Source organism: Streptomyces bambusae (assembly GCF_020532645.1).
In the GTDB taxonomy this organism is placed as follows: domain Bacteria; phylum Actinomycetota; class Actinomycetes; order Streptomycetales; family Streptomycetaceae; genus Streptomyces; species Streptomyces bambusae.
The window spans coordinates 166,291-190,657 of sequence record NZ_JAJAUZ010000007.1; the positions used below are offsets into that span (position 1 = coordinate 166,291).

Annotated in this window: 29 protein-coding genes; 19 read left to right on the forward strand and 10 right to left on the reverse strand. The window is 71.2% G+C overall.

Annotated elements, in window-relative coordinates; translation table 11 throughout:
* Positions 1–109 precede the first annotated feature (109 nt).
* A complete protein-coding gene (locus LG634_RS07615; RefSeq protein ID WP_308072338.1) occupies positions 110–2,170 on the reverse strand; it encodes an Ig-like domain repeat protein in 2,061 nt (686 codons plus the stop codon).
* 539 nt (positions 2,171–2,709) lie between these two features.
* Between LG634_RS07615 and LG634_RS07620 the strand changes: the two genes are divergently transcribed.
* Positions 2,710–3,810: a hypothetical protein gene (locus tag LG634_RS07620; RefSeq protein WP_226732873.1), complete on the forward strand. Its 1,101-nt coding sequence runs from the start codon at positions 2,710–2,712 to the stop codon at positions 3,808–3,810.
* Between the two features lie 76 nt (positions 3,811–3,886).
* Here LG634_RS07620 and LG634_RS07625 read toward each other — a convergent pair whose 3' ends face one another.
* Entirely contained in the window at positions 3,887–4,972 is a 1,086-nt protein-coding gene (locus LG634_RS07625; protein WP_226732874.1) for a C40 family peptidase, read from the reverse strand.
* A gap of 245 nt (positions 4,973–5,217) precedes the next feature.
* Here LG634_RS07625 and LG634_RS07630 point away from each other — a divergent pair, with 245 nt between their 5' ends.
* The gene (locus LG634_RS07630) at positions 5,218–5,661 is read left to right on the forward strand and encodes a cupin domain-containing protein (RefSeq protein ID WP_226732875.1); all 444 of its coding nucleotides are present in this window, start codon (positions 5,218–5,220) and stop codon (positions 5,659–5,661) included.
* A gap of 184 nt (positions 5,662–5,845) precedes the next feature.
* The gene (locus LG634_RS07635; RefSeq protein WP_226732876.1) at positions 5,846–6,370 is read left to right on the forward strand and encodes a hypothetical protein; all 525 of its coding nucleotides are present in this window, start codon (positions 5,846–5,848) and stop codon (positions 6,368–6,370) included.
* A gap of 19 nt (positions 6,371–6,389) precedes the next feature.
* Here LG634_RS07635 and LG634_RS07640 read toward each other — a convergent pair whose 3' ends face one another.
* Positions 6,390–7,091, reverse strand: coding sequence for a TetR/AcrR family transcriptional regulator (locus tag LG634_RS07640; protein ID WP_226732877.1), 702 nt, complete (start codon positions 7,089–7,091; stop codon positions 6,390–6,392).
* A 128-nt stretch (positions 7,092–7,219) separates the two neighbouring features.
* On the opposite strand from LG634_RS07640, the gene LG634_RS07645 reads away from it, so the two are divergent.
* The 8 genes from LG634_RS07645 (at position 7,220) to LG634_RS07680 (ending at position 13,613) form a co-directional block, all read left to right on the forward strand.
* A complete protein-coding gene (locus tag LG634_RS07645) occupies positions 7,220–7,828 on the forward strand; it encodes a 2-oxoacid:ferredoxin oxidoreductase subunit gamma family protein (RefSeq protein WP_226732878.1) in 609 nt (202 codons plus the stop codon).
* Entirely contained in the window at positions 7,825–8,058 is a 234-nt protein-coding gene (locus LG634_RS07650) for a 4Fe-4S dicluster domain-containing protein (RefSeq protein ID WP_226732879.1), read from the forward strand. Before LG634_RS07645 ends, LG634_RS07650 begins: the two co-directional genes overlap by 4 nt.
* Positions 8,055–9,149, forward strand: a complete 1,095-nt coding sequence (locus LG634_RS07655; RefSeq protein ID WP_226732880.1) for a hypothetical protein — start codon at positions 8,055–8,057, stop codon at positions 9,147–9,149. The genes LG634_RS07650 and LG634_RS07655 overlap by 4 nt, the downstream gene beginning before the upstream one ends.
* On the forward strand, positions 9,146–9,952 hold the full coding sequence (locus LG634_RS07660) for a thiamine pyrophosphate-dependent enzyme (protein WP_226732881.1): 807 nt from the start codon (positions 9,146–9,148) through the stop codon (positions 9,950–9,952). Before LG634_RS07655 ends, LG634_RS07660 begins: the two co-directional genes overlap by 4 nt.
* Positions 9,949–10,947, forward strand: a complete 999-nt coding sequence (locus LG634_RS07665; protein ID WP_226732882.1) for a D-2-hydroxyacid dehydrogenase — start codon at positions 9,949–9,951, stop codon at positions 10,945–10,947. The genes LG634_RS07660 and LG634_RS07665 overlap by 4 nt, the downstream gene beginning before the upstream one ends.
* Before the next feature lie 46 nt (positions 10,948–10,993).
* Positions 10,994–11,314 (forward strand): cupin domain-containing protein, encoded by a 321-nt coding sequence (locus tag LG634_RS07670; RefSeq protein ID WP_226732883.1) that lies wholly within the window; start codon positions 10,994–10,996, stop codon positions 11,312–11,314.
* Between the two features lie 71 nt (positions 11,315–11,385).
* A complete protein-coding gene (locus LG634_RS07675) occupies positions 11,386–12,855 on the forward strand; it encodes a class I adenylate-forming enzyme family protein (protein WP_226732884.1) in 1,470 nt (489 codons plus the stop codon).
* A gap of 122 nt (positions 12,856–12,977) precedes the next feature.
* On the forward strand, positions 12,978–13,613 hold the full coding sequence (locus LG634_RS07680) for a hypothetical protein (RefSeq protein ID WP_226732885.1): 636 nt from the start codon (positions 12,978–12,980) through the stop codon (positions 13,611–13,613).
* 169 nt (positions 13,614–13,782) lie between these two features.
* Here LG634_RS07680 and LG634_RS07685 read toward each other — a convergent pair whose 3' ends face one another.
* A complete protein-coding gene (locus LG634_RS07685; protein WP_226732886.1) occupies positions 13,783–14,721 on the reverse strand; it encodes an NADP-dependent oxidoreductase in 939 nt (312 codons plus the stop codon).
* Positions 14,722–14,964: 243 nt separating this feature from the next.
* Here LG634_RS07685 and LG634_RS07690 point away from each other — a divergent pair, with 243 nt between their 5' ends.
* From LG634_RS07690 to LG634_RS07705, 4 genes are all read left to right on the forward strand, one after another.
* Positions 14,965–15,114: a hypothetical protein gene (locus LG634_RS07690; protein ID WP_226732887.1), complete on the forward strand. Its 150-nt coding sequence runs from the start codon at positions 14,965–14,967 to the stop codon at positions 15,112–15,114.
* Between the two features lie 526 nt (positions 15,115–15,640).
* On the forward strand, positions 15,641–16,972 hold the full coding sequence (locus LG634_RS07695; RefSeq protein ID WP_226732888.1) for a hypothetical protein: 1,332 nt from the start codon (positions 15,641–15,643) through the stop codon (positions 16,970–16,972).
* 224 nt (positions 16,973–17,196) lie between these two features.
* Positions 17,197–17,910 carry a GNAT family N-acetyltransferase gene (locus LG634_RS07700; protein WP_226732889.1) on the forward strand — a complete coding sequence of 238 codons (714 nt, stop codon included), beginning with the start codon at positions 17,197–17,199 and terminating at the stop codon, positions 17,908–17,910.
* Positions 17,911–17,979: 69 nt separating this feature from the next.
* Complete coding sequence (locus LG634_RS07705) at positions 17,980–18,345, forward strand: DUF1801 domain-containing protein (RefSeq protein WP_226732890.1); 366 nt, start codon at positions 17,980–17,982, stop codon at positions 18,343–18,345.
* A gap of 91 nt (positions 18,346–18,436) precedes the next feature.
* On the opposite strand, the gene LG634_RS07710 is transcribed toward LG634_RS07705, so the two are convergent.
* Genes LG634_RS07710 through LG634_RS37790 form a run of 3 tightly spaced genes read right to left on the reverse strand, consistent with a single transcriptional unit; the run spans position 18,437 to position 19,300 of the window.
* Positions 18,437–18,838, reverse strand: coding sequence for a PRC-barrel domain-containing protein (locus LG634_RS07710; protein ID WP_226732891.1), 402 nt, complete (start codon positions 18,836–18,838; stop codon positions 18,437–18,439).
* Positions 18,839–18,893: 55 nt separating this feature from the next.
* On the reverse strand, positions 18,894–19,154 hold the full coding sequence (locus LG634_RS07715; RefSeq protein ID WP_226732892.1) for a hypothetical protein: 261 nt from the start codon (positions 19,152–19,154) through the stop codon (positions 18,894–18,896).
* Positions 19,155–19,174: 20 nt separating this feature from the next.
* The gene (locus LG634_RS37790; RefSeq protein WP_264202820.1) at positions 19,175–19,300 is read right to left on the reverse strand and encodes a hypothetical protein; all 126 of its coding nucleotides are present in this window, start codon (positions 19,298–19,300) and stop codon (positions 19,175–19,177) included.
* 145 nt (positions 19,301–19,445) lie between these two features.
* Here LG634_RS37790 and LG634_RS07720 point away from each other — a divergent pair, with 145 nt between their 5' ends.
* Positions 19,446–20,606 carry a glutamate--cysteine ligase gene (locus LG634_RS07720; RefSeq protein WP_226732893.1) on the forward strand — a complete coding sequence of 387 codons (1,161 nt, stop codon included), beginning with the start codon at positions 19,446–19,448 and terminating at the stop codon, positions 20,604–20,606.
* A 17-nt stretch (positions 20,607–20,623) separates the two neighbouring features.
* Here the strand turns inward: LG634_RS07720 and LG634_RS07725 are convergent, their stop codons facing one another.
* Positions 20,624–21,070 (reverse strand): VOC family protein, encoded by a 447-nt coding sequence (locus tag LG634_RS07725; protein ID WP_226732894.1) that lies wholly within the window; start codon positions 21,068–21,070, stop codon positions 20,624–20,626.
* A gap of 41 nt (positions 21,071–21,111) precedes the next feature.
* Positions 21,112–21,261: a hypothetical protein gene (locus tag LG634_RS07730; protein ID WP_226732935.1), complete on the reverse strand. Its 150-nt coding sequence runs from the start codon at positions 21,259–21,261 to the stop codon at positions 21,112–21,114.
* Positions 21,262–21,706: 445 nt separating this feature from the next.
* Here LG634_RS07730 and LG634_RS07735 point away from each other — a divergent pair, with 445 nt between their 5' ends.
* The 3 genes from LG634_RS07735 to LG634_RS07745 all read left to right on the forward strand — a co-directional run bounded on the left by LG634_RS07735 (position 21,707) and on the right by LG634_RS07745 (position 23,595).
* Positions 21,707–22,177, forward strand: coding sequence for an RICIN domain-containing protein (locus LG634_RS07735; protein WP_226732895.1), 471 nt, complete (start codon positions 21,707–21,709; stop codon positions 22,175–22,177).
* Between the two features lie 150 nt (positions 22,178–22,327).
* The gene (locus LG634_RS07740; RefSeq protein ID WP_226732896.1) at positions 22,328–22,837 is read left to right on the forward strand and encodes a hypothetical protein; all 510 of its coding nucleotides are present in this window, start codon (positions 22,328–22,330) and stop codon (positions 22,835–22,837) included.
* A gap of 194 nt (positions 22,838–23,031) precedes the next feature.
* The gene (locus LG634_RS07745) at positions 23,032–23,595 is read left to right on the forward strand and encodes a hypothetical protein (RefSeq protein WP_226732897.1); all 564 of its coding nucleotides are present in this window, start codon (positions 23,032–23,034) and stop codon (positions 23,593–23,595) included.
* Between the two features lie 31 nt (positions 23,596–23,626).
* Here the strand turns inward: LG634_RS07745 and LG634_RS07750 are convergent, their stop codons facing one another.
* The gene (locus LG634_RS07750; protein ID WP_226732898.1) at positions 23,627–24,337 is read right to left on the reverse strand and encodes an SDR family oxidoreductase; all 711 of its coding nucleotides are present in this window, start codon (positions 24,335–24,337) and stop codon (positions 23,627–23,629) included.
* Between the last annotated feature and the right edge of the window lie 30 nt (positions 24,338–24,367).

The following is a 24,367-nucleotide window of genomic DNA, read 5'->3' on the forward strand; positions in this document are numbered from 1 at the left end:
TCCGCAGAGGACCGCCCCCGACCCTTGCTACCTCGTCATCCGGCCAAACGGCTGTGCCTCAGGCAGCCGGGGATGCTCTCCTGGCTGCCTCCGCCGCAGGACCGGTGCCTCACGAGCCGGACGGCTCCGAGGTCAGGCCCTGAGCAGTGGTGTTACGACCACCGGGGCTCTTGATGTTGTTGTTGATGGCGATGTTGTTGAACGCCGTCACGGTGCCGCTGAGGTCGATCAGGGGGCGGCCGGTGCCACCACTGGGCGCGGTCACGGTGAGGGTGGTGTCGTCGGAGGACGGGGCGTGGGTGGGGCTGCCGTTGTACTGGGCGAGGACGGTGTGGGTGCCGACGGTGAGCGTGGTGGGCGTGGTGATGGCTGCGGAGCCATCGGTGAGGTTGACCGGGCTGCCGACCTGGGTGCCGTCGATGCTGAAGGTGACGGTTCCGGTGGGCGTGGTGGTGTCGGTGACGGTCGCGGTGCAGGTGGAGCTCGTTCCGGCGGGAACCGATGCAGGCACGCACGTGACCACCGTCGTGGTGGGAGCGACGCCGACGGTGAGGGTGGTGTCGTCGGAGGACGGGGCGTGGGTGGGGCTGCCGTTGTACTGGGCGAGGACGGTGTGGGTGCCGACGGTGAGCGTGGTGGGCGTGGTGATGGCTGCGGAGCCATCGGTGAGGTTGACCGGGCTGCCGACCTGGGTGCCGTCGATGCTGAAGGTGACGGTTCCGGTGGGCGTGGTGGTGTCGGTGACGGTCGCGGTGCAGGTGGAGCTCGTTCCGGCGGGAACCGATGCAGGCACGCACGTGACCACCGTCGTGGTGGGAGCGACGCCGACGGTGAGGGTGGTGGAGCCTGTGGACGAGGCGTACGCGATGCTGCCGGTGTAATTGGCTTCGATGGTGTGCTCGCCGACGGCGAGGCCGGGATCAGTGGTGAACGTCGCCTCGGCGGCGTTCCCTCCAGCGGTCACGAGCTCCACCGGGTCGCCGACAGGGGTGCCGTCGACGCTGAAAGCAACGGTGCCGGTGGGGGTGGAACTGTCACTGACGGTAGCCGTGCACACGGAGCTCTGACCGGAGGTCACCGGATTGGGAACGCAGGAGACCGTCGTGGTGGTGGCAGCGAGCTGGTAGGTGATGACGATCCGAGGCGGCTGGCCAGTGCTGCCCACGTCTGCCGACGTGGCACCCGGTGCGGCGAACGACGAACCGGCCCCGCCTCCGGAGGGGAGGGCGGCGTCGGCACCGCTGCCTCCTCCGAAGTAGCCTCCGCCTCCGCCTCCGCCGCCGTTGCCCGGGCCGCTGCCTCCGACCCCGAGAGCACCATTGCTGCCGTTCTGGGTACCCTGCCCGGCACCCCCGGCTGTGGCGCCGCCGCCCCCGCCGCCGCCCGCTCCCCGTGCCGGCGAGGGGAACGAGGAGACGGCTCCGCCGCCGCCTCCGCCGCCGCTTCCGGACACGTTCGGCGCTGCCGCCCCACCGGCGCCGCCCGGGAACCCGGTCGCCCCGCCCTGACCACCGGCCCCGCCGCCGGTGCCGAAGGGCCCGCCGGGGAGACCGGGCAGGCCGGAGGGGGCGGACATGCCGGGTCCGGGGATCCCTCCGGGCGCCGGGGCGGAACCCCCGCCTGCGCCACCCTCCGCGCCTCCTCCTCCGCCGCCTGCGACGACCAGGCGTGAATCGGTGGTGCTGAGGGGCACGGACAGGGGTTCGAGCCGAACGTCGCTGGCCCCGCCGCCGCCTCCATTGGGGGCGGCCGCGCCACCGCCTCCGTTGAACCCTCCGGCGCTGCCCGACGCGTTGCCACCCACCACGACGTACACCGTGCGGTCGCCGTCGAGAACGCTCGCCGGCAGGACGGCGTTGACGGTGGCCCCGGACCCGCCCGGCCCGCCGGGTGCAGCGTTCGCACCGCGGCCTCCGGTGGCTGCGACGGTGAAGCTCCCGACGCCGGAGGGAAGGACGAAGGTCTGTTCGCCGGCCGTCGTGGGGAAGTTGTAGGTGCAGGTCTTGGTGCCGGGGTTGAACAGGCCCGGCACGCTGGCCTGAGTGGTGCACGATTCCTGGGCGTCGGCGGTGGACGGCAGGGCGGACAGGGTGGCCGTGGCGAGTACGCAGACAGCAGCCAGGGCCCGCCCGCGGCGGGTCCGTGGCGCATGCGGGGTTGTCGAAGGCACGAAGGTTCCTCGAGGTGAGTTACACGGAGGCTGCCGTGCAGTAGGCAGGAGCCAAGAGCGGACCGATTCTGTTCCCAAAAGCCCGAAATGACGTGGAGGAGCCCGGGTTGCTGCCCGGTTTCAGCCCGTTGGATGCCTCTGCGCCGATAAGTAGATCAACAGCTCGTGTCATCTCTCCGCCTCCCCGTGAGGCGCGGTGCGAGGGGACCCGGAGCGGTGCGCACGCCCGGCACGGCGACTCTCTCGTCATGCTCGGCGCCATCCTGCAGGGGTAAAGCCCTCGGCGAATCCCCCATGGAAGGTGCTCGCCCCGCTGGACGGATATGTCAAGGCCCCGGCACCGCACCCTGACGGACCGTCAGTAGCCGGGACGGTGACCGGCGCTACTCCCATGGTGATGTTCGAGGTGCGCCGGATCTACGGAATCAGCCGCCGGTTCTAGACCAGAAGGTCATCCGATCGGCCAATTCTCAACAGGGACAGTTGAGTTGCAGTCTCTCGGAGGACGGAAATCTCACCCCTCCGACTTTGGAGCAGCATTGAGACACAAGCTCGCCACCGCCGCCCTCTCCGCCCTTGCCGTGCTGACCGCCGGCGGGGTCGCCCAGGCCGATACCGTGACCGTGCACCGCTACTGCCACTTCAACGGCAAGCTCGCGTGCGCCCCCAACTTCCGCGAGCTGGTCAGGATCGTCACCGGCGGCGGGGTGGGGGACGCCCCGCTCACGGCGACCGGCGGCTGGCAGGCAATGGACGCCCTGCGCAAGCGCATCGAGGCGTACAACCCCTACATGTCTTCCATGCACTTCTCCCAGCCCGACTGGACCGGGAGCGTGCTCTCCATCGCGGCCAACGGCTGCAAGGGGAACATGCCGCGTCCGGGGGTCATGAACCTGCACCTGATCGACTCGGCCTTCGACAACCGGGTCAATTCCGAGATCGGGATGAACGAGTGTCAGGTCAGCCCCGCTCAGCACCCGAACCACACCGGTGTCACCGGCGACGCCAGGCCCATCGGCTGGCACAACCCCGGCACGAACCTCCACAACGAGATCACCTCGGTGTACTACTACCCGACGCCCACCCGTGAGGAGGCCGCGCAGGCGTGTGGGAGCGGTGCTGCGACGTGCACGTTGAAGGACTACAAGGCGACGATCGTCTCGGGCGAGCCGAAGCCGGTGGCCTTCAGCACCAACTGCACCTCCGTGGCCCAGAACAGGGCGCTGTGGTGGGAGACCAGCGTGGCGAACGAGACGTCGTTCACCACCGAGTACGGCCAGAAGCTCGTGCTCGGTCTTGAGTTCGGCGATCTGAAGACCGGGATCGAGCTGGCGTTCTCGCAGACGTACGGGCACTCCACCACCAACACGACGACCTTCAAGCAGCAGGACTCGGTGACGATCCCCGCCAAGCACCGGAGCGTGCTCTACAAGACCCCCACCTACCAGGTGCTGACTGGCACGGCCACGGCGCGGATCAACGACGGTGGCGTCCTGGTGGACGTGCCGTGGTCGGTCAAGCAGGCGGTGAGCGACGGGTCCGACGGACTGACCTGGGACGAGATCCCCCTCACCGCGGCGGAACTCGCCGACACCCGGCTCTGCCCGCTCTCCGGAAGCGGAGTGACCCGAGCGCTCTGAGCGCGCGACCGCGGGACGGCGCGGGGCCGACCCGCCCCCGGCCACCCTCCGGTGGCCGGGGCGACGGGCCCGTGCGTCAAGCGCCGATGAACCGCGTGGCTCCCACGAACGGCCTTCCCGTCATGGGTTCTTCCTTCACTTTCTCACCGGTCTTGGGCGCGTCGATCATCATCGGCTCCCCCTTGTCGTTCCTCCCGGCGTAGATGCCCACGTGGGTCACGTTCGCCGTGCTGCTGCCGAAGCCCACGACGTCACCGGGCCGGAGATCGGCTTCGGAGTCGATGCGTACGCCGCGTGCCGAGCCGGCAGGTGCCCTGCCGCCGCCCGCATCGAACTGCGGTTGACTGTCGCGGGGAATGGTGATGCCGAGGGCGGAGTACACCTGGCTCGTGAGGCCGGAACAGTCGTAGCCGAACCCCGATGCACCCGACCACAGGTAGTCCTGCCCCAGGAACTTGCGTGCTTCGGCGACCACGGTCCCACCGGTCACGTCCGGTGGTGGTGCCGTGAGGTCCTGGGGCTTGAAGTAGATCGGGCTGCCGTCGTTGGCGTACGCCTCCAGCAGGGAAGGGTCCGCAGGGGAGGGCTTCACGGAGAACTCGGTGTTGAACGAGTACTCGGTCCCGCCCCGTGACGCGGAGCCCGAAGCAGCTGCCTGCGGAGTGCCGAAGCCCCACGCCGTCCGGCTGCTGATGCGCTCGGGAGTCGTCCCGGCCGGTGCCTTCTTCCGGTGCTTCGTCAGCTGCCGGTCGGGCACCCATCCCGGATAGCCTGCCTTGTCCTTGGGGGTCGGCTGCCCGTGCAGCAGGACCTTGTCCCACAGCATGCCGTCCCGGGTCCTGGTCGTGGCGACGACGGTGACCCGGTTGCCGTAGAGGGCCTGTGTCTCGCCGGGGATGTCGCGCCGGAGGTTGATGTCGTGGGCCATGTCGGCGAACCAGCCGCGCAGGTCGACGGGGTTCGTGAGCGCTTTGGCGTCCACTGCGCGCACCTTGTCGGGGCTCTCCCAGAGCTGGGCAACCGACACGTTCACGTAGCAGGTCTTTGCGCCTTTACACGCGTGCGGGGCCGGTTCGGGCGCAGCGGAGGCGGTACTCGCCAGAGGGACCAGGGCCGTGACGGCCGTGACGGCAGCGACCAGTGCGATCTTCGTCGGAATCATGCGGCCAGACTGTTCCTCACCGGAAGACCGCGTCACCGGCCGATCGGCGGAGTGCGCGGTGGATGCGGATGGTCCGGTCAGGTTCTCGTCGATGCGGCCCCGTACGACTCCCGGCGCGGGCGAGCCGGTCCCGAGTGAGGATCGCCGCGGTCCACCGGTCCCGTCCCCCGGTCGGGGGGCGAGGCGGTCGCGGCCCGCGCGGACACTGGAGGAAACCCGTTCCGCTTCTCGCCCAGGAGGCCTGGATGCCTGCGACACACACCCGCCCCCTCCCGCGGCACCCCGGGACGTCCTTCGCACCGGCTCCCGACACCGCGGCCGCCGAGTACGGCACCGGTGCGTTCGTCCCCGTCGCCCGGCAGCTGGCCAGGGGCACCGCCCAGGAGCCCATCGAGCTGCACGTCGAGGGCGTGTCCGAGGTGCTCATGCGCAGGATCGTCCTTCCGGTCGGCGGCACCACCGGGTGGCACTGGCACCCCGGTGACCTCCTGGCGGTCGTCGAGCAGGGCGAGCTGACCCACACCGACGGCCACGGGCGGACCCACCGCTACGGTCCGGGGGACGCCTTCCTCGAGCCCCGCGGCAGCCGGCACGTCCACGAGGGCCGCAACACCGGCGGGCACGAGGTCGTCCTCCACGTGACGTACCTGAACCCCGGCGCGGGCCCCCTGGCCGTACCGGTGGGTTGATCGCCCATTCCTCCGGCCGGTCAGCCTCGGGACCGTGCCCTCGCTGCCGGGCGGCCGCTGCGAGGCAGGCGCTCCCCGCCGCACAGAGGAGGGCACGCCCTCGGATGGGTTACTGTACGTATTTATGGTGATTCGCACAGTAATTTCCATCGGGTAGTGTCCCAACTCCCGGAAGAAGTACGGCATGCGTAGAAGCAGGCTCTCCATCCTCGCGCTGGTGCTGACCGCCGGTGCTGTCACCGCCGCCGCCACCGCACCCGTCGCCGCCGCGGCTCCCCGTGGAGGCGGGGACCGGAAGGTCACGCTGAACTGGACCCAGACCATCGACCGGCACGACCCCATCGACGTGGCCCCGGCGGGTGAGAGTGTCGGCGACCAGAGCATTGCCGGCGGCACCGTGTACCGGAACGGCTCCGCGGTCGGCACCTTCGACCTGATCTGCACGATCACCCGCGTGGATGCACAGTCGACCACGACGCAGTGCCAGAGCGCGTACACGCTGCCCGAGGGCGGCCTGACGTTCTGGGGCCGCCACACGCAGCCGCTCGGCACCCCGATCCACCTCGGAGAGCAGGCGGGAAGCCGGATCTCGGGCGTGACCAGCGGCACGGCGGACTACAAGACGGCGCGGGGCCAGGGCACCTTCACCCGCACGGGAGGCGCGTCCCAGAGCGTCTCCGTCGCCCTCACCCTCGACAAGGGCAAGTGAGCACGTACCCCGACTGGCGTCAGCCCTGTTCCGGGCGGTCCGCCGGGCTGTCGGACCCCGCCGTGCCCCTCAGGCCACCCGACACGAAGGCGAACAGGTGGTCGACCTGCGAGGGGGTCGGAGGTGTGCCGGCCATCAGGTGGTCGTGGAGTGAGGCGACGGTGAGCAGGTAGACGGTACGTGCGTCGCGCTCGGGGTCGGCCCGGCCGCCGGGGCCGGGCAGGGACCCGTCGGCGGTCGCCGCACGCAGCGCGTCCATCAGGGGTTCGATCATGGCGCGCTCGGAGGCGCGGTGTGCCTCGGGGAAGCGCGTGGCCAGCCTGTCCACATGCGCCACGAAGGGCCGGGTGCGTGCCGCGAGACGTGGGTCGGCGGCCTGGGCGAGGACTCCGTCGACCCACGCACGCACCGCGGCCAAGGGGCCGTCCGCCCGTGACATCCGTTCCCGCAGGAGCTCGGCCATGCGGCGGCGGCCGTGGTCGAGGATCGCGATGAACAAGTCGTCCTTCGACCCGAAGTGCCGGTAGAACGCCTGGTTGGACATCCCGGCCTCGTGCAGGAGTTCCCGCATCGTCAAGTCGAGCGATCCCGTCCGCTCGATCACCGCGTAGGCGGCCCCGAGCAGGTGGCGGACCTCCTGGGCCGAGGCCGCGTGGTGCTTCGCCAGCGGCCTCTCGACGGCCCGCGCCATCAGGTCCGCGGCGAACTCGCCCTCCGCCATGATCCCCCCTCGCTCGTTGCCACCGCAGATGCTGCCACAACCCTGGCGCCCGAGAACAGTCGTCCCTATGGTGAGAACGGCGTTCTGACAGCTCGTCAGAAAGGTTCGAGGGGAAGGCAGGTGGCGGTGTGGAACGCGAACTGCTGATGACCGGGATCGGAGGGCAGGGGGTCCAGCTCGCCGCGCGGCTGCTCGCCCACGCCCTGACCGCCGCGGGACGTGGCGTACAACTCTTCGGGAGCTTCGGCGGGATGATGCGCGGCGGCAACACGGAAGCGACGCTGATCGCCGCCGACACCGCGGTGGAGAGCCCGCCGACCGTCCCCCTGGCCTGGTCGGCGATCGTCATGCACGACGCCTACGCCGACCACGTCGTCCCCCGGCTGAGGCCGGGCGGCTGGCTGCTCGTGGACAGCACCGTCTGCCGCACCCCCTGGCGGGACGGCGTGGCACCGGGCGGGGTCCGGCGGCCCGACGCGGCGTTCGACGTGCTCGAGGTACCCGCCACCGCCCTGGCCCGTGACCTGGGCTCCCCGGCCGCAGCGACGATGGTCGCGATCGGGGCCTACGCCCGGGCCACCGACATCGTCGGGGCGGACGCGCTGGCGCAGGCCCTTCCCGAGGTGCTGCCCCCGCACCGCCTGGAGCAGGCCACCGCCAACATGCGCGCGCTGGCCGCCGGGTACGGTGCGGTGCCCGCGTCCTCGCGACCAGCCTGGGCGGAGGCACCGGCATGAGCGCCGGGACGCTGGTCATCGACACGGAGGCGTGCAAGGGCTGCGAGCTCTGTGTCGATGCCTGCCCTCCGGCCGTCCTCGTCATGACCACCGACCGGGTCAACGCACGGGGGTACCGCCACCCCGAGCTGCTGCCCGGATGCATCGCCTGCAAGGCCTGTACCGCGATCTGCCCCGACTTCGTGTTCCAGGTCTACCGCTACCACCCGAGCGAGGAGGACACGCGGTGAGTGCCCCCCGGTTCATGGCCGGTTCGGACGCACTGGCCGCCGCGATGGTGGCGGCGGGGTGCCGTTTCTTCGCGGGCTACCCGATGACTCCTTTCACGGGGGTCCTCGAAGCGATGGCGCAGCGCCTCCCCGGGGCGGGCGGCGTCTGCATGAACGCCGAGAGCGAACTCGAAGCGATCGGGATGTGCTGGGGGGCTGCCGCGATCGGCGCGCGGGCCGCCACCGGCTCCACCGGCCAGGGCCTGGCGCTGATGCAGGAATCGCTGGCCGAGATGACGTCGGCCCGGCTGCCGCTGGTCGTGCTCAACATGGCCCGGGGGCAGGGCGACTACTTCCAGACGACGCGCGGGGGAGGACACGGCGACTACCGTCTCCCCGTCCTCGCCCCCGTCGACGTGTCCGAGGCCGTCACCCACGTGTCCTTGGCCTTCGGCTGGGCGGAGGCCTGGCGCACCCCCGTCATGCTCTTCGGGGACTACTACCTGGCCCACACCCACCGATCGGTGAGCATTCCCGCACCCGAAGAACCGGTCACGCCCGCCTGGGCGGTGGACGGCCGCAGCGGCGGCACCGGCAGGGCCAGACTGATCTCTCCGCTCGGCACGGTCAAGCAGCGCGACGGCCAGGGGGCGCAGGCCGGCTACGACCTGGCGGTCCACTACCGAGCCTGTGCGGACCGGACCCGGGCCATGCTCGACGGCATCGCACCGCGCATCGAGGCGGAGACGGGCGGGGACACGGCCGTGCTCGTCGTGGCGTACGGCTCACCGGCGGCGTACGTACGGGCGGCCGTCCGGGAACTGCGCGCCGAGGGCCTTCCGGTCGGCTACGCCCGGCCCGTCACCCTCGTCCCGTTCCCCTACGGCGCCCTCGCCCGCCTCGCCCGCGGCTGCCGGGCCGTGGCCGTGTACGAGAACAACAGCGGGCAGGCCGTGGACGACGTCCGGCTCGCCGTCGACGGGCAGGTGCCGGTCGAGTTCATCGGAGGACTCTCCATGGACCCCTCAGGCTTCGGAATCGCCCCCGACCTGGACGTGACCCACCTCAAGGAACGCATCATGCAGCTGGTCGGGCGGGTGGCGGCACGATGAACGAGCCCCGGTTCCTCCCGGTCGTCCCCACGGACCACCCGCCGGCCTGTGCCGCCTCCCTGGTCCACGACTTCACACCCGAGCTGATCAGCGTGGGCGCGCACCAGCTCTGCCCGGGCTGCGGCGAACCGATGGCGATACGCGCCGTGGCCGAGGCCGTGGCCGAACTGGGCCTGACCCGCTCCTGCATCGCCGTGTTCGGCATCGGCTGCTCCACTGCCTTCTCCAACAACCTGGACATCGAGGTCGTCCAGGCACTGCACGGCCGCGCCCCGTCCGTGGCGACGGGCATCACCCGCATGCGTCCCGACGTGACGGCGCTGACCGTCCAGGGCGACGGAGACATGGTCAACGAGGGCCTGCAGGAGGTGCTGCACGCCGCCGCCCGCGGTGAACGCATCACGTGCTTCATGCTCAACAACGGCGTCTTCGGCGAGACCGGCGGCCAGATGACGGCGACGACCGTGCTCGGCCAGCGGACCAAGAACAGCCCGGAGGGCCGGGACGCCCGGCACCACGGCCACCCGATACGGCTCGCCGACCTCGTGGCAACACTGGACGGTGCGGTGTACGTCGCGCGGGGCGCGGTCGACACGGCCGTCAACGTACAGCGCACCAAACGCATGGTCCTGAAAGCCCTGCAGGCGCAGAAGCGCGGCTTCGCACTCGTCGAGGTCCTGACGATGTGTCCGACCGGGTGGGCGGTGGACACCACCCGGTCCGCCCGGTACATGGCGGACCACCACGCGCGGATCCACTCCATGGGCGTCCTCAAGGACACCGGGGGAGGCAGGAGCCGGTGACACGAGACGAACCCGTCGTCGTCTGCCTCTCCTATCCCCCCGCGTGGGACCCGCGGTGCCCGGAGGACGTCGCACGGGACAAACGGGCCCTGACCGCGGTCCACGGGAGCGTCCGGCTGGTGCACTGCCGCCTCGACCGTGCCGGACGGGGCCCGGCCGCCCGACTGGCCCGCCGCGCCGACGTCGCCGTCGCCCTGAGCCTGCCGGCGGACGTCACGAGGATCGCGCCGCGCCTGAGATGGGTGCAGTCGATGGGCGCCGGTGCGAACGGAGTGCTCACGCCGGACCTGGTCCGCGCCGGCATCCGGGTGACCACCGCCTCCGGCGTGAACGCCGGCGCCGTGGCCGAGTTCGCCATCGCCCGGGTGCTCGCCCACGCCAAACGGTTCGACGAACTGGCCGCGCTGCAGGCGGAGCGACGCTGGAGCCCCTGCCACGGCACCCAACTGGCGGGCAGGACGCTGGGCGTGCTCGGACTCGGCGCGATCGGCACCGAAGTCGCACGGCTGGCGCAGGCGTTCGGCATGAGGGTGCTCGCGGTCCGCAGACACACGGACCTCGCCGCGCCCCACGTGGAGCGCGTGTTCGGCCCCCATGACCTGCACGCCGTGCTCGCGCAGTGCGACGCGGTGGTGGCCGCGCTGCCCGACACCGCGGAGACCACCGACCTGATGGGGGAGGAGGCGTTCGCGGCCATGCGCCCGGGCGCCTTCTTCTGCAACGTGGGACGCGGTTCGTGCGTCGTCGAAGAAGCGCTGGTGGCGGCGCTCCGGTCGGGCCACCTGGGAGCTGCCGCGATCGACGTCGCGCGCCACGAGCCGCCGGACCCCGCCGACCCGCTGTGGAGTGCACCGCACCTGGCGGTCTCACCCCACGCGGCGACCGCCGCCGATGCCCACTTCACCGGCCTGTACCGGCTCCTCCAGGACAATCTGGCGCGCTTTCTGAGCGGCCGCCCGCTCGTCAACGAAGTGGACCCCGCGCTCGGCTACTGAAACCGCGCCCCGGACGGGGCGCCGGACCGGACAGAGGAGAAGGCAAATGACCCCCGAGCGGAAACTGGGCACGATCGGCAGCGGCGTCCTCTTCGAGAACGACCGGGTGCGCGTCTGGGAGCTGCGGCTGGCTCCCGGGGAGGAGAGCGACGTACACAGGCACGAGCTCGAACACGTACTGGTGCAGATCTCAGGGGACCGGATCGCCGTGCGGCCGGAAGCCGACAGCGAGGGGCCGTACCGGGACTACCTGGAGGCGGACGTGGTGCCCGGCGCCGTGGTGTTCGTCGGCCGCGGCGGCGTGGAGACGGCGGTCAATCCCGGAACGCATCCGTACGTCGAGATCATCGTCGAGCTGAAGGACTGAACCCCGCCCCGCTGTCCGGGCGGGCGCCGTCACCTCGCCGACCCCCGGGCCGGCGCTGCGGGAGGAGCGCAGTGGACCAGTTGCTCATCGGAGAGGTCTTCGCCAACGCCGCCCGCGCGGTGCCCCACCGGACGGCGGCCGTCCTCGGCGACCGGTCGCTCACCTTCGGCAGGCTCGACGCCCTGGCCGACCGGACCGCCGCCGGCCTGCAGGCCCGGGGAGTGCGACCGGGGGACCGCGTCGCCTGCTGGGCCCGGACGGGTCTGGACGTCGTGGTGCTGTTCGCCGCCCTCGCCAAGGCCGGAGCGGTCTTCGTCCCGATCGCGGGCACGCTCGGCGGCACGGAGGCGGCACAGGTGGCCGCGGCGATGCGCCCCTCGCTGGTCGCCGTGGGAGGAGACCGACCGGTCGCGGATACCACCCTCCTCGCTGCGGCGACCGGGTCCCGAACCGTCCGCCTCGGATCGCTGGTCGGATCCGGCGCGCCGGACCGCCCTGCCCCTCGGGTCCCCGGCGCCGCAGCCCCGCCGGGACCCTCGGCCGAAACCGACCCGCACGTGATCTTCCCTTCCTCCGGGTCGACCGGCAGGCCCAAGGGCGTCGTCCTGTCGCACCGGGCGAGCTTCCTGCGTTCGCACCCCGGTTCACAGCTCGAACCGCGCGGCGCGGCCGTCTGCACCTTTCCCCTCTTCCACATGGCGGCGTGGACGATCTCGTTGCAGCAGTGGCAGGCGCGGGCAGCCGTCGTGTACGTCGAGCGCCCGCGCGGAGAGGCGATCCGGGAGGCGGTGTCCGCCCACGGAGCCACCCGCCTGTACTGCATCCCCGCCGTCTGGCAGCGCGTGCTCGACGCCGGCGGCACCCCCCTGTCCACCCTGAGGTTCGCCGACACGGGAACCTCGTCGGTGACGCCCGGTCTCCTCGCCGCCATCGGCTCCGTCGCGCCGCGCGCGGACGTGCGGGTCTTCTACGGTTCCACCGAAGCGGGCAACGTGGCGTGCCTCGCCGGCGACGACGTGGCGAAGCACCCCCGCAGCGTCGGCCCGCCCGGCACCTCGGTGCGCGTCCACGTCACCGGGACCGGGGAGTTGCACGTCCGCGGACCGCTCCTCTTCGACGGCTACTTCGACGACCCCGGCGCAACCGAAGCCGCGTTCACCGACGGCTGGTACCGGACGGGCGACCTGGCCGACATCGACGCGGAAGGACGGCTCACGATCGTCGGCCGAGTGGGAGACGTGATCCGTACGGGCGGCGAGACCGTCGTGCCGGTCGAGGTGGAGCAGGCACTCGCCGGCCACCCCGCGGTGGCGGACGTCGCCGTCATCGGGCTGCCCGATCCGGTATGGGGAGAGGTGGTGTGCTGTGTGATCGTGCCCCGTTACCCGGCTTCCCCGCCCGGCCTGGACGAGTTGCGCGCCTTCCTGCACGACCGGCTCGCGGCGCACAAGCACCCCCGACGCCTCCGGCTCGTCGCCACCCTGCCCCGCACAGCCGCCACCGGCCAACTCCGCCGGCACCAGATCCGGGACAGCGTGTGATGCCTGCCTGCACAGCCCCTAAGTTTCCCCGTTGAGGAAACGAAACAGACGGCCATGGTGGGACGATCGTGTGGGAAATGAGGGCGTGAGAGCCTTTTTCTGATCCACTGAAAGGAAATCCTGTGGAGCAGCAGACGATCGGCGTGACGGTGGTCGATTTGGTGGACGAATCCGATGACTGCGGGGGTTTTACTCGTACGTTCCAGTGGGCGTGCGACAGGAATCTGTCGGGTTACGTGATCCAAGAAGTGTGGCGCAGTGAGGCATACGGAGACGGGGTGAATCAAGAGTATGCGCACGAAGATCACTACTGGGAGGTGTGGGAAGTGAGGGACGGGGTCGTGTACGACCCTCAGGGCGGCGCTCTGGACCAGGTGCCTCACGACGCGTGGCTCAATCCGAGCAATAGCAGCAGGATCGGGAAAACGGGTAGCTGGTCGTTCGTGGCCAATGTGTTCTGGTCCGATTCTTTCGACCCCACGTCCGAGGGATTCGCCGTCGGGAATGCTCCTGCTGCGGGTAATTTGCTTTCTTCGAAGGTTGCGCCGAGCTGTCACATGACGGGACTCTTCGCTCATCAGCGCGGCAAGACTTGGGATGCTCGCCTCACTGAACAGTTTGCGCGCAACAGGATTCTTTTCCTTGCTTCCGACTTTGGCCCCAAGGACGCCTTTGAAGAGCTGCAAGAATACGGCTTCTCCGAGGAAGATGCTCGCGAATACGTCCGGAAATACCATCCCAAGGTCAAGAGGAAGTGATCTTTTGATGCGTGCGGATGCGCCGGGTCCGAAGGGTCGGTGCTCTGCCGGGCCGTAGCAGGGCACCGTCGGCGGACCTGCCTTCAACCGGCCCCCACCGGAGGAGTGCTCCCTCCGCGGTGTCACGTCCGCGGCGGGAACACTCCTCCGGTGGGCCGGTCCGTTCCCGTCACTCGTCCACCGAGATGATGACCTTGCCCTTGGCGCGGCCCGACGCGCTGCGGCTGAGGGCCTGCGGGGCCGCTTCCAGAGGGAAGACGCTGTCGGTGCGGGAGCGGAGAGCGCCCGCGTCGACGAGCGCTGCCATCCGGGCCAACTGCGCACCGTCCGGCCGCATGAAGAACGGCCGTACGGAGACGTCGTGCAGCTCCGCCTTCTTGTCGGCATCCGTGACGCCGAGCACCGACACCAGGGTGCCCCCGCGCTTGAGGACGGAGAACGAGCGGTCCTGCGTCTCCCCGCCGACCGTGTCGAATACCACGTCGTACGGCTCCGCTTCGTTCGCGAAGGACTGCGTGCGGTAGTCGATGACCTGCTCCGCGCCCAGGCCGCGGACCCACTCCACGTCCTCCGTTCCCGCGGTGGCCGTGACGTGCAGCCCCAGGTGCCGGGCGATCTGCACCACGGCGGCTCCGACCGCCCCGGCCCCGCCGTGGACGAGCAGCCGCTGTCCCGCTTCCACCCGGGCCTGTTCGACCAGCCCCTGCCACGCCGTGAGCGCCACGAGCGGGATGCCGGCGGCCTCGACGAAGCTCACGGAGGCGGGCATCGGCGCGGCCAGCGCGGCATCGACCACGGCGACGGTGGCGAAGGTGCCCGTACGGTCCGGAGCCACGCGGAAGAAGACCTGGTCACCGACCGAGAAGCCGGTGACGTCCGTTCCGACGGCAGTGACCACGCCCGCACCGTCGCTGCCCAGCAGCAGGGGGAAGGCCTCGTCGGGCAGGACTCGCAGGGCCCCTGCCACGATCAGCCAGTCGATCGGGTTCACGCTCGCCGCGCGCATTTCCACCCGCAGGTCGGAAGGTCGCAGCGGGGGTTCCTGCACGGTGGCCAGACCGACGACTTCGTCTATCTGTCCGTGGGAGTTCAGTACTACGGCACGCACTACGGTCTTCTTCTCTCCTCGAGGGGCAGGTGCAGGCCACGGTAGGTGCGCGCCCCGGCACCGGGATCATGCGAAAGCACGCTCATGAGGAGGAGCCGGAGTGGGGATTGCCGTGAGGCAGCAGGTGTGCAACCAGGGCTCCTCCGGTTGTCCGATCGGGGAGGCCCGCGGTCCGCGTACACCGCCGATCGGCCGTCGACGAGTGCCGCGGCCGGTACGGACAGTGAGGGCGCGTACCGCCGGGTGCCGCGAGAGACGGGGAACACGAAGAGGGCCCTGGGAGGAGTCGAGGCGAAGCATCCCGACATCCATTTCGTGGACCGGCCGACGACGCTCTCCAAGCTTGCGGCAGGCGAGCTGAAGGACGCGGGCTCGCTCTACCTGCTGGCGTGAGCACCGGAACTCGACGACGAGGAAGCGCGCAAGCCGGACCGGAAGCGCAAGGAACCTTCGGTCCCGCCCCGTGCCACGGAGGACGAGAAGCGCTACGAGCCCGCGCCCCGCCGCGCTGCCCCTTCGGCAAGCCGGAGAAGTCCGAGACCCGTTCCGCAGAGGAGGGCGCCCTCCTGCTCGACGACATGCGCACCAACCACCAACTGAACGTGAAGCGCCTCACGGTGCCGCCGGTACCGACGTGGGGTGCATGCCTCGAATACCTCAAAAGGAGGGCGAGGAAGTGAAATCGACGCAGTGCCTCCTCAAGGGCACGTGGAACGACCGGAGCGGTTACACGCTCTACCTCGAAATTCCGGAGTGACCCCGCGCACGGCATGACGGCATACCTCCGGGGCCCGTGTCCCGGAGGTATGCCCGATAGGACTGGAACCGTCCGGAAGCCGGTGTGAGACTCCGGCACGTTCCAGCATTGTCGGAACCCCTTCGCCGTCGAAGGGGCGGTGCCGGAGGTCGGGTGCGGCGCATGGAGATCGAGAACGAGACCTTGGACGTGGTCGGCCAGGGCACAGATGACGGGCTCTCGGCCGGTGAATGTGCTGACTGGGAGAGCCGGCTGGAGTCCGAACTCCTCCTGGCGCTGGCACAGTGCGGCCCTGAGGAGACGGGGAAGCTGTGGGACTGCGTCTCCGTACGCGACATCCGTACCAGCCCCAACCTTTTCGCGGCGTTCCTGGCCCATTGCGAGCTGACCGCCTTCCGCAGGTGCAAGGGTGCCGGACAAGTGATGTCCGGGAACCGCAGCCTCAGCGGGGAGCTGTCCGTGGAAGCCGAAGAGCTGGTCCTGGAAAGTGAAGGCGAAGTCCTGCAAGAGTTCCGGGTGTTCGTCGACTGGTGCCGCACCGGCTCGGAACTCAGGCTCCAGGACGTCTTCGGCGTGACGCTGCCACTCGGCGAACAGCCCCCGGCGTCCGGGAGGGGGCAGCAGCCCTCCGGTTCCCCGCGCACGGCAGCGCGGGTGTCCGACCCCAGTGATGAACTCACGCCCGTCGGCGGCGACTTCGTGGACCGGATCTACTCGTCGAAGAACGTGCGCCTGCTCAAGCGGTATGCGGGCGGCGACGGCCGGGACCTGGACGCGGCCCCTGAGCTGGCCTGCGAGTTCATCTCGTTCCTCTTCACCCGGTACGGCAGCGAGGTGCGCGGTCACCTGCCGGCGCTCGCCGAGGCGTACGAGACGGACGACGACTTCCGCAACGAGGTCACGGTCGCGTACGTGGCCTCGGAGTTCAGGCGCATCCGGCAGGGCAGCACATTCGACGCGATGTACAAACGGTTCGTCGACCGATTCGCCGCCCAGTGCCGGGACAGGGACCAGAGCCGGAAGGAGGACGCGCAGAACGCGGGCGAGCGGCAGCGGGTGCGCGTCGTCCAGGCGCGGGCCGGCGTGGAGAACGACGGGCAGCAGGCCAGCCTCTACGACCGCCGCCTGGTGCTCCTCGACACCCACTGCGACCTTCCGGCAGAGGTCCTCGGACCCCTCGCAGACCTCGCCTCCCAGGACGTGGTTCTCGTCTGCGACGTGATCCGCAGCAAAGCGGCCTTCGGCCTGGTGAACGCGGCGGTGGCGCACGGCGTGCACCGCAAGCAGGGCATCGAGCGCAGCAGTGCGCTGGCCGGCCTGGTGAAGACCCGGATGTCCAGGGAGAGTGCGGTGTCCCGGGAGGAGTTCGCGACCGTCCTCAAGACACTCGGCAACGACAACCTGCTGGGCATCCTCGGCCGCATCCACAAGGAGGGCCTCGACACGAAGAACCGCGCGAACATTCCCCGGGCCCTGACCGGAAGGTGGAAGTGACGGCAGGGCTCCGGTACCGGAGGAGCCCGCTCCGACCGGCCTGCGCACCGCGCCACGCGCGTGTTGCAGTCCGTGCGCCGTGACGGCGGCGGCTGAGGGACTCGGGGTAAGCGGCCGCCGGTGATCGGCCTTCCCGTACAGTGCGGTGCGGGGGAGCCCGGGCCGGTGCGCACGCGGGGCACGGACTCTCTCCGCCATGTGGGTGAGCGGGGGCGGGGGGCTGCATGCGGGAAGCAGGACGACTGTGGGTCGAGGGGTGGGCCGCGGCCCGCGGGCTGCCCGAACCGGTGGACGTGCCGTGGGGGCTCAGGGTCGACGTCGGACAGCCGACTCAGGCGGTACGTCACGTTCTCCTCGACGCTGATGCCTCCGCCGACGCCGCGTCCTCTGCCGACGCCGCGTCCTTCGCCGGCGCCGCGTCCTCCGCCGCCTCGGTGTCCGCAGCCGCCCGCGGGTTCATCGGCACGGTCGCCGAGCCCACCACGTGCGTCAAGGCGTTCCTGTCGCTCCCGGACATGGAGCCGTGGTTCCCCTCCCTGTGGGAGGCCGTCGACCCCTGTTTCCTGATGGCCGTCGACCTGCGGCCGTCACCGGTGCGGCCGCCGGAGGGATACACCGTCACCACCGAGACCTCCGGCAGTGCCTCCTCCGTACGGATCCTCACCACGGGCGGGGAACTCGCCGCGGTCGGCCGGACGGGCCTCGCCACCGCCGCTGCCGCCTGCGTCTACGACCAGATCGTCACCGAGCCGGCGCACCGGCGCCGCGGCCTCGGGACGGTGGTGATGGCCGCCCTCACCCAGGCGGCTCTGGAGCGCGGCAGTTCCACCGGCCTCCTCGGCGCGACCGTCCAGGGCAGGGCTCTCTACGAAACCCTCGGCTGGAAGGTGCTCGCCCCGCTGAACGGATTCGTCTACGCACCGGCCACCGCTCCCTGACCACCCGTGAGCCGGTCGGCCGTGAGCCGATCGCCCCGGATCCTTCCCGACCCGGCGTAACCTTGCAGGATGGTGCAGAGCGCAGCGCGTGATGTCGACGGATACCTGGCCGAGGTTCCCGGCGAACGGCGGGCGGCCCTGACGGAGCTGCGCCGGCCGTGCCGGCAGGAGCTGCCGGGCTTCGACGAGGTCATGGCCCACGGGATGCCCGTGTACGAACGGAACGGCACCGGCGAGATCGCGTTCGCCTCCCAGAAGCAGTACGTCTCGTTCTATCTGATGCGCGGTGACGTCCGCGAGGAGTTCGAGGAGCGGCTCGCCGGCCGGAACATGGGCAGGGGGTGCCTGCGCTTCCGCCGCGTGGAGGAGATCGACTTCGACCTGCTGCGCGACCTCCTCCGGGCCACCGCCGCCCGCTCCGGCCCGGTCTGCTGACGGTCCGCGCAGTCACTCGCCCGGCCTCGACCGAGGCGCCGGTCCCCCGGAGGAGACCGGCGCCTCGCGTTCCCCGGGAGTGAGCCGATCGTCAGAAGTAAGGGCGGCCGATGGGGGCGTCGCCCCAGTAGCCGCCGACCTCCCGGTGGTAGTCGGGGTTGCCGAGGTGCCGGTCGCGGACGAATTCCGGTGCCTCCTTGACCTGGTCCTTGGTCCGGTCGACGTAGACCTTCTCGTCCGTGGTGTCGACGCGGACGATCGTGCCGGCGGGCAGCAGGACCTCCTTGCCGAAGATCCACGGGCCGGTGTCCACGACGATCCACGAGGAGTCGGTCTCGGCCGAGTGCTTGTCGACCTTGCCGATGGTGCCGTCCACGGCCTCGACCTTGTAGCCCGTCAGGTCCACCCCTTCGAGGCGGCCGACGGCGAGGCGGTAGGCCCAGATGTCCTGCCGGTTCGTGTTGCTCGCGGTGGGATCGTGCTTCTCGTTCACGGGGATTCCCTTCGGGGGGTTCGTGTGGTCGGGTCCGGGCAGGGGCGCGCGGGTGTCAGTGGCTGCGGCTGCTGCCGTGGTGGCGGGCCGTCCGTGCGCCCCGGCCGGCGAGTTCTTCGGCCCGGCGCGCCACGCGGGAGGCCGCCCCGGCGACGAGGTGGGCGAGGGCCGACGCGCGGTCCTCCGAACGGGTGCGCTTGCGGGACCGGCTGCGGAGCCCGCTGCGGAAGCGGTTGCGGGAGCGGGGGGACGCGGCGAGCGCCTCGATGGCGGCGCCGAGCCGGTTCCGTGCCGTGGTGGAGTGCCGGAGTGCCATGTCGCATCCTTCCTTTCGGTTCAGCGGCCGCTGGTCAGGCTGCGGACGAGCACGCCCAACGCGAGGGTGAGCAGGACCAGATGGAGCCACACGGGGCCCGGGGGGCCTGTGCCGGCGGCGAGTTCGAGCGGTGTGTTCGGCGTCATGCCGCGCGCTTGCCCGCGTTCTCGGGTTTGACTCATGCGCGTTCCGCCGGTGTCCCGCGCGGACCCGCCGGGACCGGCATGTCCGCAGCCTGCGGGGGCAGACGGGGGAGCATTCGAACCAAGCACGAGGAACGAGGAGCTGCCGATGCGGAGCGTGGGCGTCGAAGAGGAACTGCTGCTGGTCGACCCCGGCACGGGGGAACCCCTGGCGGTCGCGGGCGCCGTGCTGGCGGCAGCCGACCGTGCGGCCGGGATCCCACCGCAGGAGCCGGCGGAGCAGGCCACCCCCGCCGGCGGTTCCGGCGGCCCGGAGGGGGAGGGGCACGCCCTGGAGGCGGAGCTCCAGGAGGAGCAGCTGGAGTTCGCCACGAAACCCGTCACCGAGATGGGCGAGCTCCGGGAGGAGATCCTCCGCTGGCGGGCCGAGGCAGCCCGGCACGCGGGTACGGCCGGGGCGCTGCCGGCGGCGCTCGCCACTTCCCCCCTGCCCGTCCGGCCGACGCTCTCGCCGGGCCGGCGGTACGAGTGGGCGGCCCGGCAGTTCGGGCTGACGGTCCAGGAGCAGCTGACCTGCGGCTGCCACGTCCACGTGTCCGTGGACTCGGACGAGGAGGGCGTCGCGGTGCTGGACCGGATCCGGCCGTGGCTGCCCGTGCTGACCGCGATGAGCGCCAACTCGCCCTTCTGGCAGGGCGAGGACAGCCGGTACGCGAGCTACCGCAGCCGGGTGTGGAACCGGCTGCCCTCGGCCGGAGCAACCGACGTGTTCGGATCCGCCGACGCGTACCACGAGGAGGTGGAGGCGATGGTCCGCTCGGGCGTGCTGCGCGACCGGGGCATGGTGTACTTCGACGCCCGGCTCTCGGCCTCGTACCCGACGGTGGAGGTACGGGCGGCCGATGTGTGCCTCGACGCGTCCACCCCCGTGCTCCTGGCCGCCCTCGTCCGCGGGCTGGTGGAGACCGCGTCCCGCTCCTGGCACGCGGGCGAGCCGCCGCCCCGGATCGGCACCGGACTGCTGCGGCTCGCCGCCTGGCAGGCGGGCCGTTCCGGGCTGGACGGCCCCCTGCTCCACCCGCTGACGCTGGAGCGGACACCGGCCGAGGAGGCCGTCGGCCTGCTGTACCGCCATGTCGCGGACGCGCTCGCGGATTCCGGTGACGAAGACCTCGTACGCGCGGAGATCACCGGTCTGCTGGAACGCGGCAACGGTGCCCGTGTGCAGCGCGCGCTGCGGCAGACGGAGGGCAGCCTCGCGGGCGTGGTCCGGCGCTGCGCGGAGATCACCACCGGCGGCAGGGGCTGAGCGGACCGGCCGCGGGCTCAGGCCCCGAAGTCGGGGAGCCGCAGGGAGCCGTCCTCGGCCAGGGTGAAGCCGGGGTTGTGGGCGATCTCCCACGGATGGCCGTCGGGGTCGGTGAAGACCCCGGAGTAGAAGCCGATCACGTTGACGGCGGCCGGACGGGTGACGGTGCCGCCCGCGGCCTCCGCGGCGGCGAGGAGAACGTCCACCTCGGCGTCCGTACGGACGTTGTGGGCCAAGGCGATGCCGCCGAACCCGCCGGCCCCGGGCGGGTCCGGCGGGGTGTCGGCGAGGCCGCAGTCCGCAGCGAGCCTGCCGCGGTCCCACAGCACCAGCGCCAGGCCGCCCGCCTGGTGGAACACGGTCTCCTCGACCTCCGTACCGCGCCACCCCAGCGCCTCGTAGAAGCGCCGGGAGCGGGCGAGGTCGGCGACCCCGAGGGTGACCAGACTGATCCGCTGCTCCATGCCGACAGCCTAGGGGGTGTTGCGGCGGTCCCGCACGGTGCCTACCGGCGGGGCAGCGGCGGAAGTTCGCCGTGGGTGACGGTGTATCCGCCCTTGACGACGGGGGCGTACGGGGCGGGCGCCATGCAGGTCCCGACCTCCGCTTCCTTACCGTTGACCAGCAGGTTCACCCCGTTCCAGGCGAAGCCCACCCGCCCTGCGCCACGGGCGCCCGACGATGTTCCGCTTGCCGCTCGGCGGACGTGCTGGCGGACGAGGTGGCGGACGAGATGGCGGACGAGGCGACCGACGAACCGCACAGGGTGAGTCCGACGGCCAAGGCGGCAACAGCAGCGGCGGTGCGCGCGGCAGACAGTGAAGGCATGACGGCCTCCTCTTCTCCTCAAGGGAGTTGACCTTCGGAACACGTCCGTCCTCTGCCTCACCCGTTCCCCTGGGGCGGGACGGGCGGATGAGTTGTTTCGTGGCCGCCGAGGTGCAGCGCAACAATCGTGGCGGCGTGGAGTGTGGGGTTCAGCGGGTGTTCGGCCCGGGCGGTCCGCCGACGGATGCGGTCCCGGGCCGACGACCGGCCCGCACGTGAGAGGCGCCCGGCGGCAACCCCCGGGTGCTGTCCCTCAACCATCTGGAGGAACCATGCAGATATCCGCCGTCCGCCGCTGGGCCGTCGTCACCGCGACCGCCGCGGTCGCCGCGCTGTCGTTCGCCACGCCGGCGCAGGCCCGTGCGGACGTCTTCCACTTCGACGGGCAGAACAACGCGACCCGCCGTTGCATGGACGACAGCTTCGCGTACGGGCTGCGTGCGTTCGGCTGCAACGGGACGGACTTCCAGCAGTTCCGCTTCGGCGACGGCACGTACTACCACGAACTGCGGAACAAGGTCACGGGCCGCTGTATCGACGACAGCTTCGCGTACGGGCTGCGGGCCTTCACGTGCAACAGCCAGTCGTACCAGCAGTGGTCGGTCAGCAACACCACGGGCGGCACGACCTTCAGGAACCGTGCAACCGGCCGCTGCATCGACGACAGCCTCGCCTACGGCCTGCGCGCGTTCGACTGCAACGGGATGAACTACCAGAAGTGGTGGGGCGTCCACGCGAACTGACCGCACCCGGCGGTCCTGAGCGTCAGCGGGCCCCGAACCGGGGGTGGGGCCCACTGACCGGTGGCGGGCGGGGCAGGCCGGATCCCGGCTCCTGCCCGCCACGCGCGCGTTGCCGCAGCTCCCGGGATCACCACCCGTACGGTGGCCTTCGTGACGGAACGTGCGGCAGGCGACCTCGGTGTGGAGACGGCCGCGGCCCGGCTCAAGGAACGGCTCTACGCGACGATCACCATGATCTCGGTGGTCATCGGGCTCGCCGGCAGCAGCCACCCGGACGCCCCAGGAGCCGCGGCGACGGTGGCGACCGCCTCGGTGGGCCTGTGGCTGGCCGCCCTGGTCGCCGACCAGCAGGCCCACCGCGTCATCCACGGCGCCCTGGCCCGCGGACGGGAACTGCGTGCCATGCTCTTCGTCAGCAGCCCGCTGCTGCTGTCCGCGGTGGGCCCGCTCATCCTGATCGGCATCTCCGCCCTGGGAGCGATGGGCCTGGAAACGGCCCTGTTCACGGCAGCCGGAGTCAACGTGGCCACCCTCTTCGCGTGGGGCTGCTACGGCGGCATCCGGATCGGCGGCGGCACGCTCTTCGCCCTCGTCGCCGGCGCGATCGACGCAGCCATCGGCACCGCCGTCGCCCTCGTCAAAGCAGCCACCGGCCACTGACGCCCGGCCTCGGACGCCGGGTCGGGCCGTCGGGCGGCTCCGGCATCGCCTGGTGGCGCGGCGGCTCGCTCTGCGGGTTGAACCCGGCTCCCCCGGATGGCCGAGGAACTGCTGCGACCGACGGGTGAGGGCAGCGGAACAGGTTGGCCCTCGCGAGTGATCCGCTGCCGGACCGGCGCCACGAGAGTGGAGCCATGACACCGAAGATCCTTCACACACCTCCGCAGGCCGGCGACACCGAGCGGCCGGTCCCACGCTGGGCGATGCGCCTGGCCTACGCCATGCCACTGCTCCTGCTGCCCTCGTGCCTGTGGCGGCTGCCCTTCGCCCTGCACTTCGAGATGGGGCAGGTTCACGAACCCGGCATGCCGCCCTACTGGGTGAGCATCCCGTACGTCCTCGTGCTCAGCGTGCTCTCGGAGGCGATCGCGGTGTTGTCCATCGGGCTGGTCCGGGGGTGGGGAGAGGTGGTGCCCGCCTGGATCCCCCTCGTGGGCGGCAGACCGGTCCGGCCACTGGCAGCCGTCGTGCCCGCCGTCCTGGGCGGCCTGGTCCTCACCTTTCTCTTCACCGCCATCCCGATGGGTGACGGACGCATGCTCACCCTGCACGGCATCGACACCACCGTCGACTACACCAACGACGCCTGGCGGATGCTGGCCACGGTGTGCCTCACCCCGCTCGCCGCATGGGGACCCGTCACCATCGCTCTCGCGATCGCCTATTACCGCCGTCGGACCCGCGTCCTCGCCGGGTGAGGCGAACCGCCCCCCGCCTCGGTGGGTTCGCCTACCAGGCCAGAGGCTCGCCGTTCCGGTAAAAGCCGCCGGTGGGACCCGAGTCGGGCAGGGTGGCGGCCCAGACGACGCCGGCGGCGCCCCGCTCTACGGGTTCGCCGCCGGGGCCGCCCATGTCGGTGGCGATCCAGCCCGGGCAGACGGCGTTGACGAGGATGCGTTCGGCACGCAGTTCGTCGGCGAGCTTGCGGGTGAGGGCGTTGAGGGCCGCCTTCGAGATTCCGTAGGCCGGGGTTCCCCCGGACATGTGCTCCAAGGATCCCGACTCGCTGGAGACGTTCACCAGGCGGGGGCGGGCCGACCGGCGCAGCAGCGGGAGGAACGCCTGCGCGGTCAGCCAGGCGCCGAACAGGTTGGTCTCCAACGTGCGCCGGACCTCGTCGAGGTCGACTGACACAGCCCGCCGGGCGGTGTCGTAGTTGATGGCGGCGTTGTTGACGAGCACGTCGAGGCGACCGAACCTCTCCTCCACACTGCGGACGAGGGTGCGGACGGCACCGGCGTCGGTCACGTCCAGCCGGCATGGGAGCAGCGTGCCGGGCGGCACCCCGGGGGCGAGTTCGGCGACGGTCTGCTCGGCGTCCCCCGGACGGCGGGCGCACAGCAGCACGGTGTGGCCGAGCGCGGCGAGCTGACGCGCGGTCTCCCGGCCGATTCCCCGGTTGGCGCCCGTGACCAGCGATACCGGTGCGGCGGTGCTCATGCTCTCTCCCTTGCGCGTGTTCGATCCCGT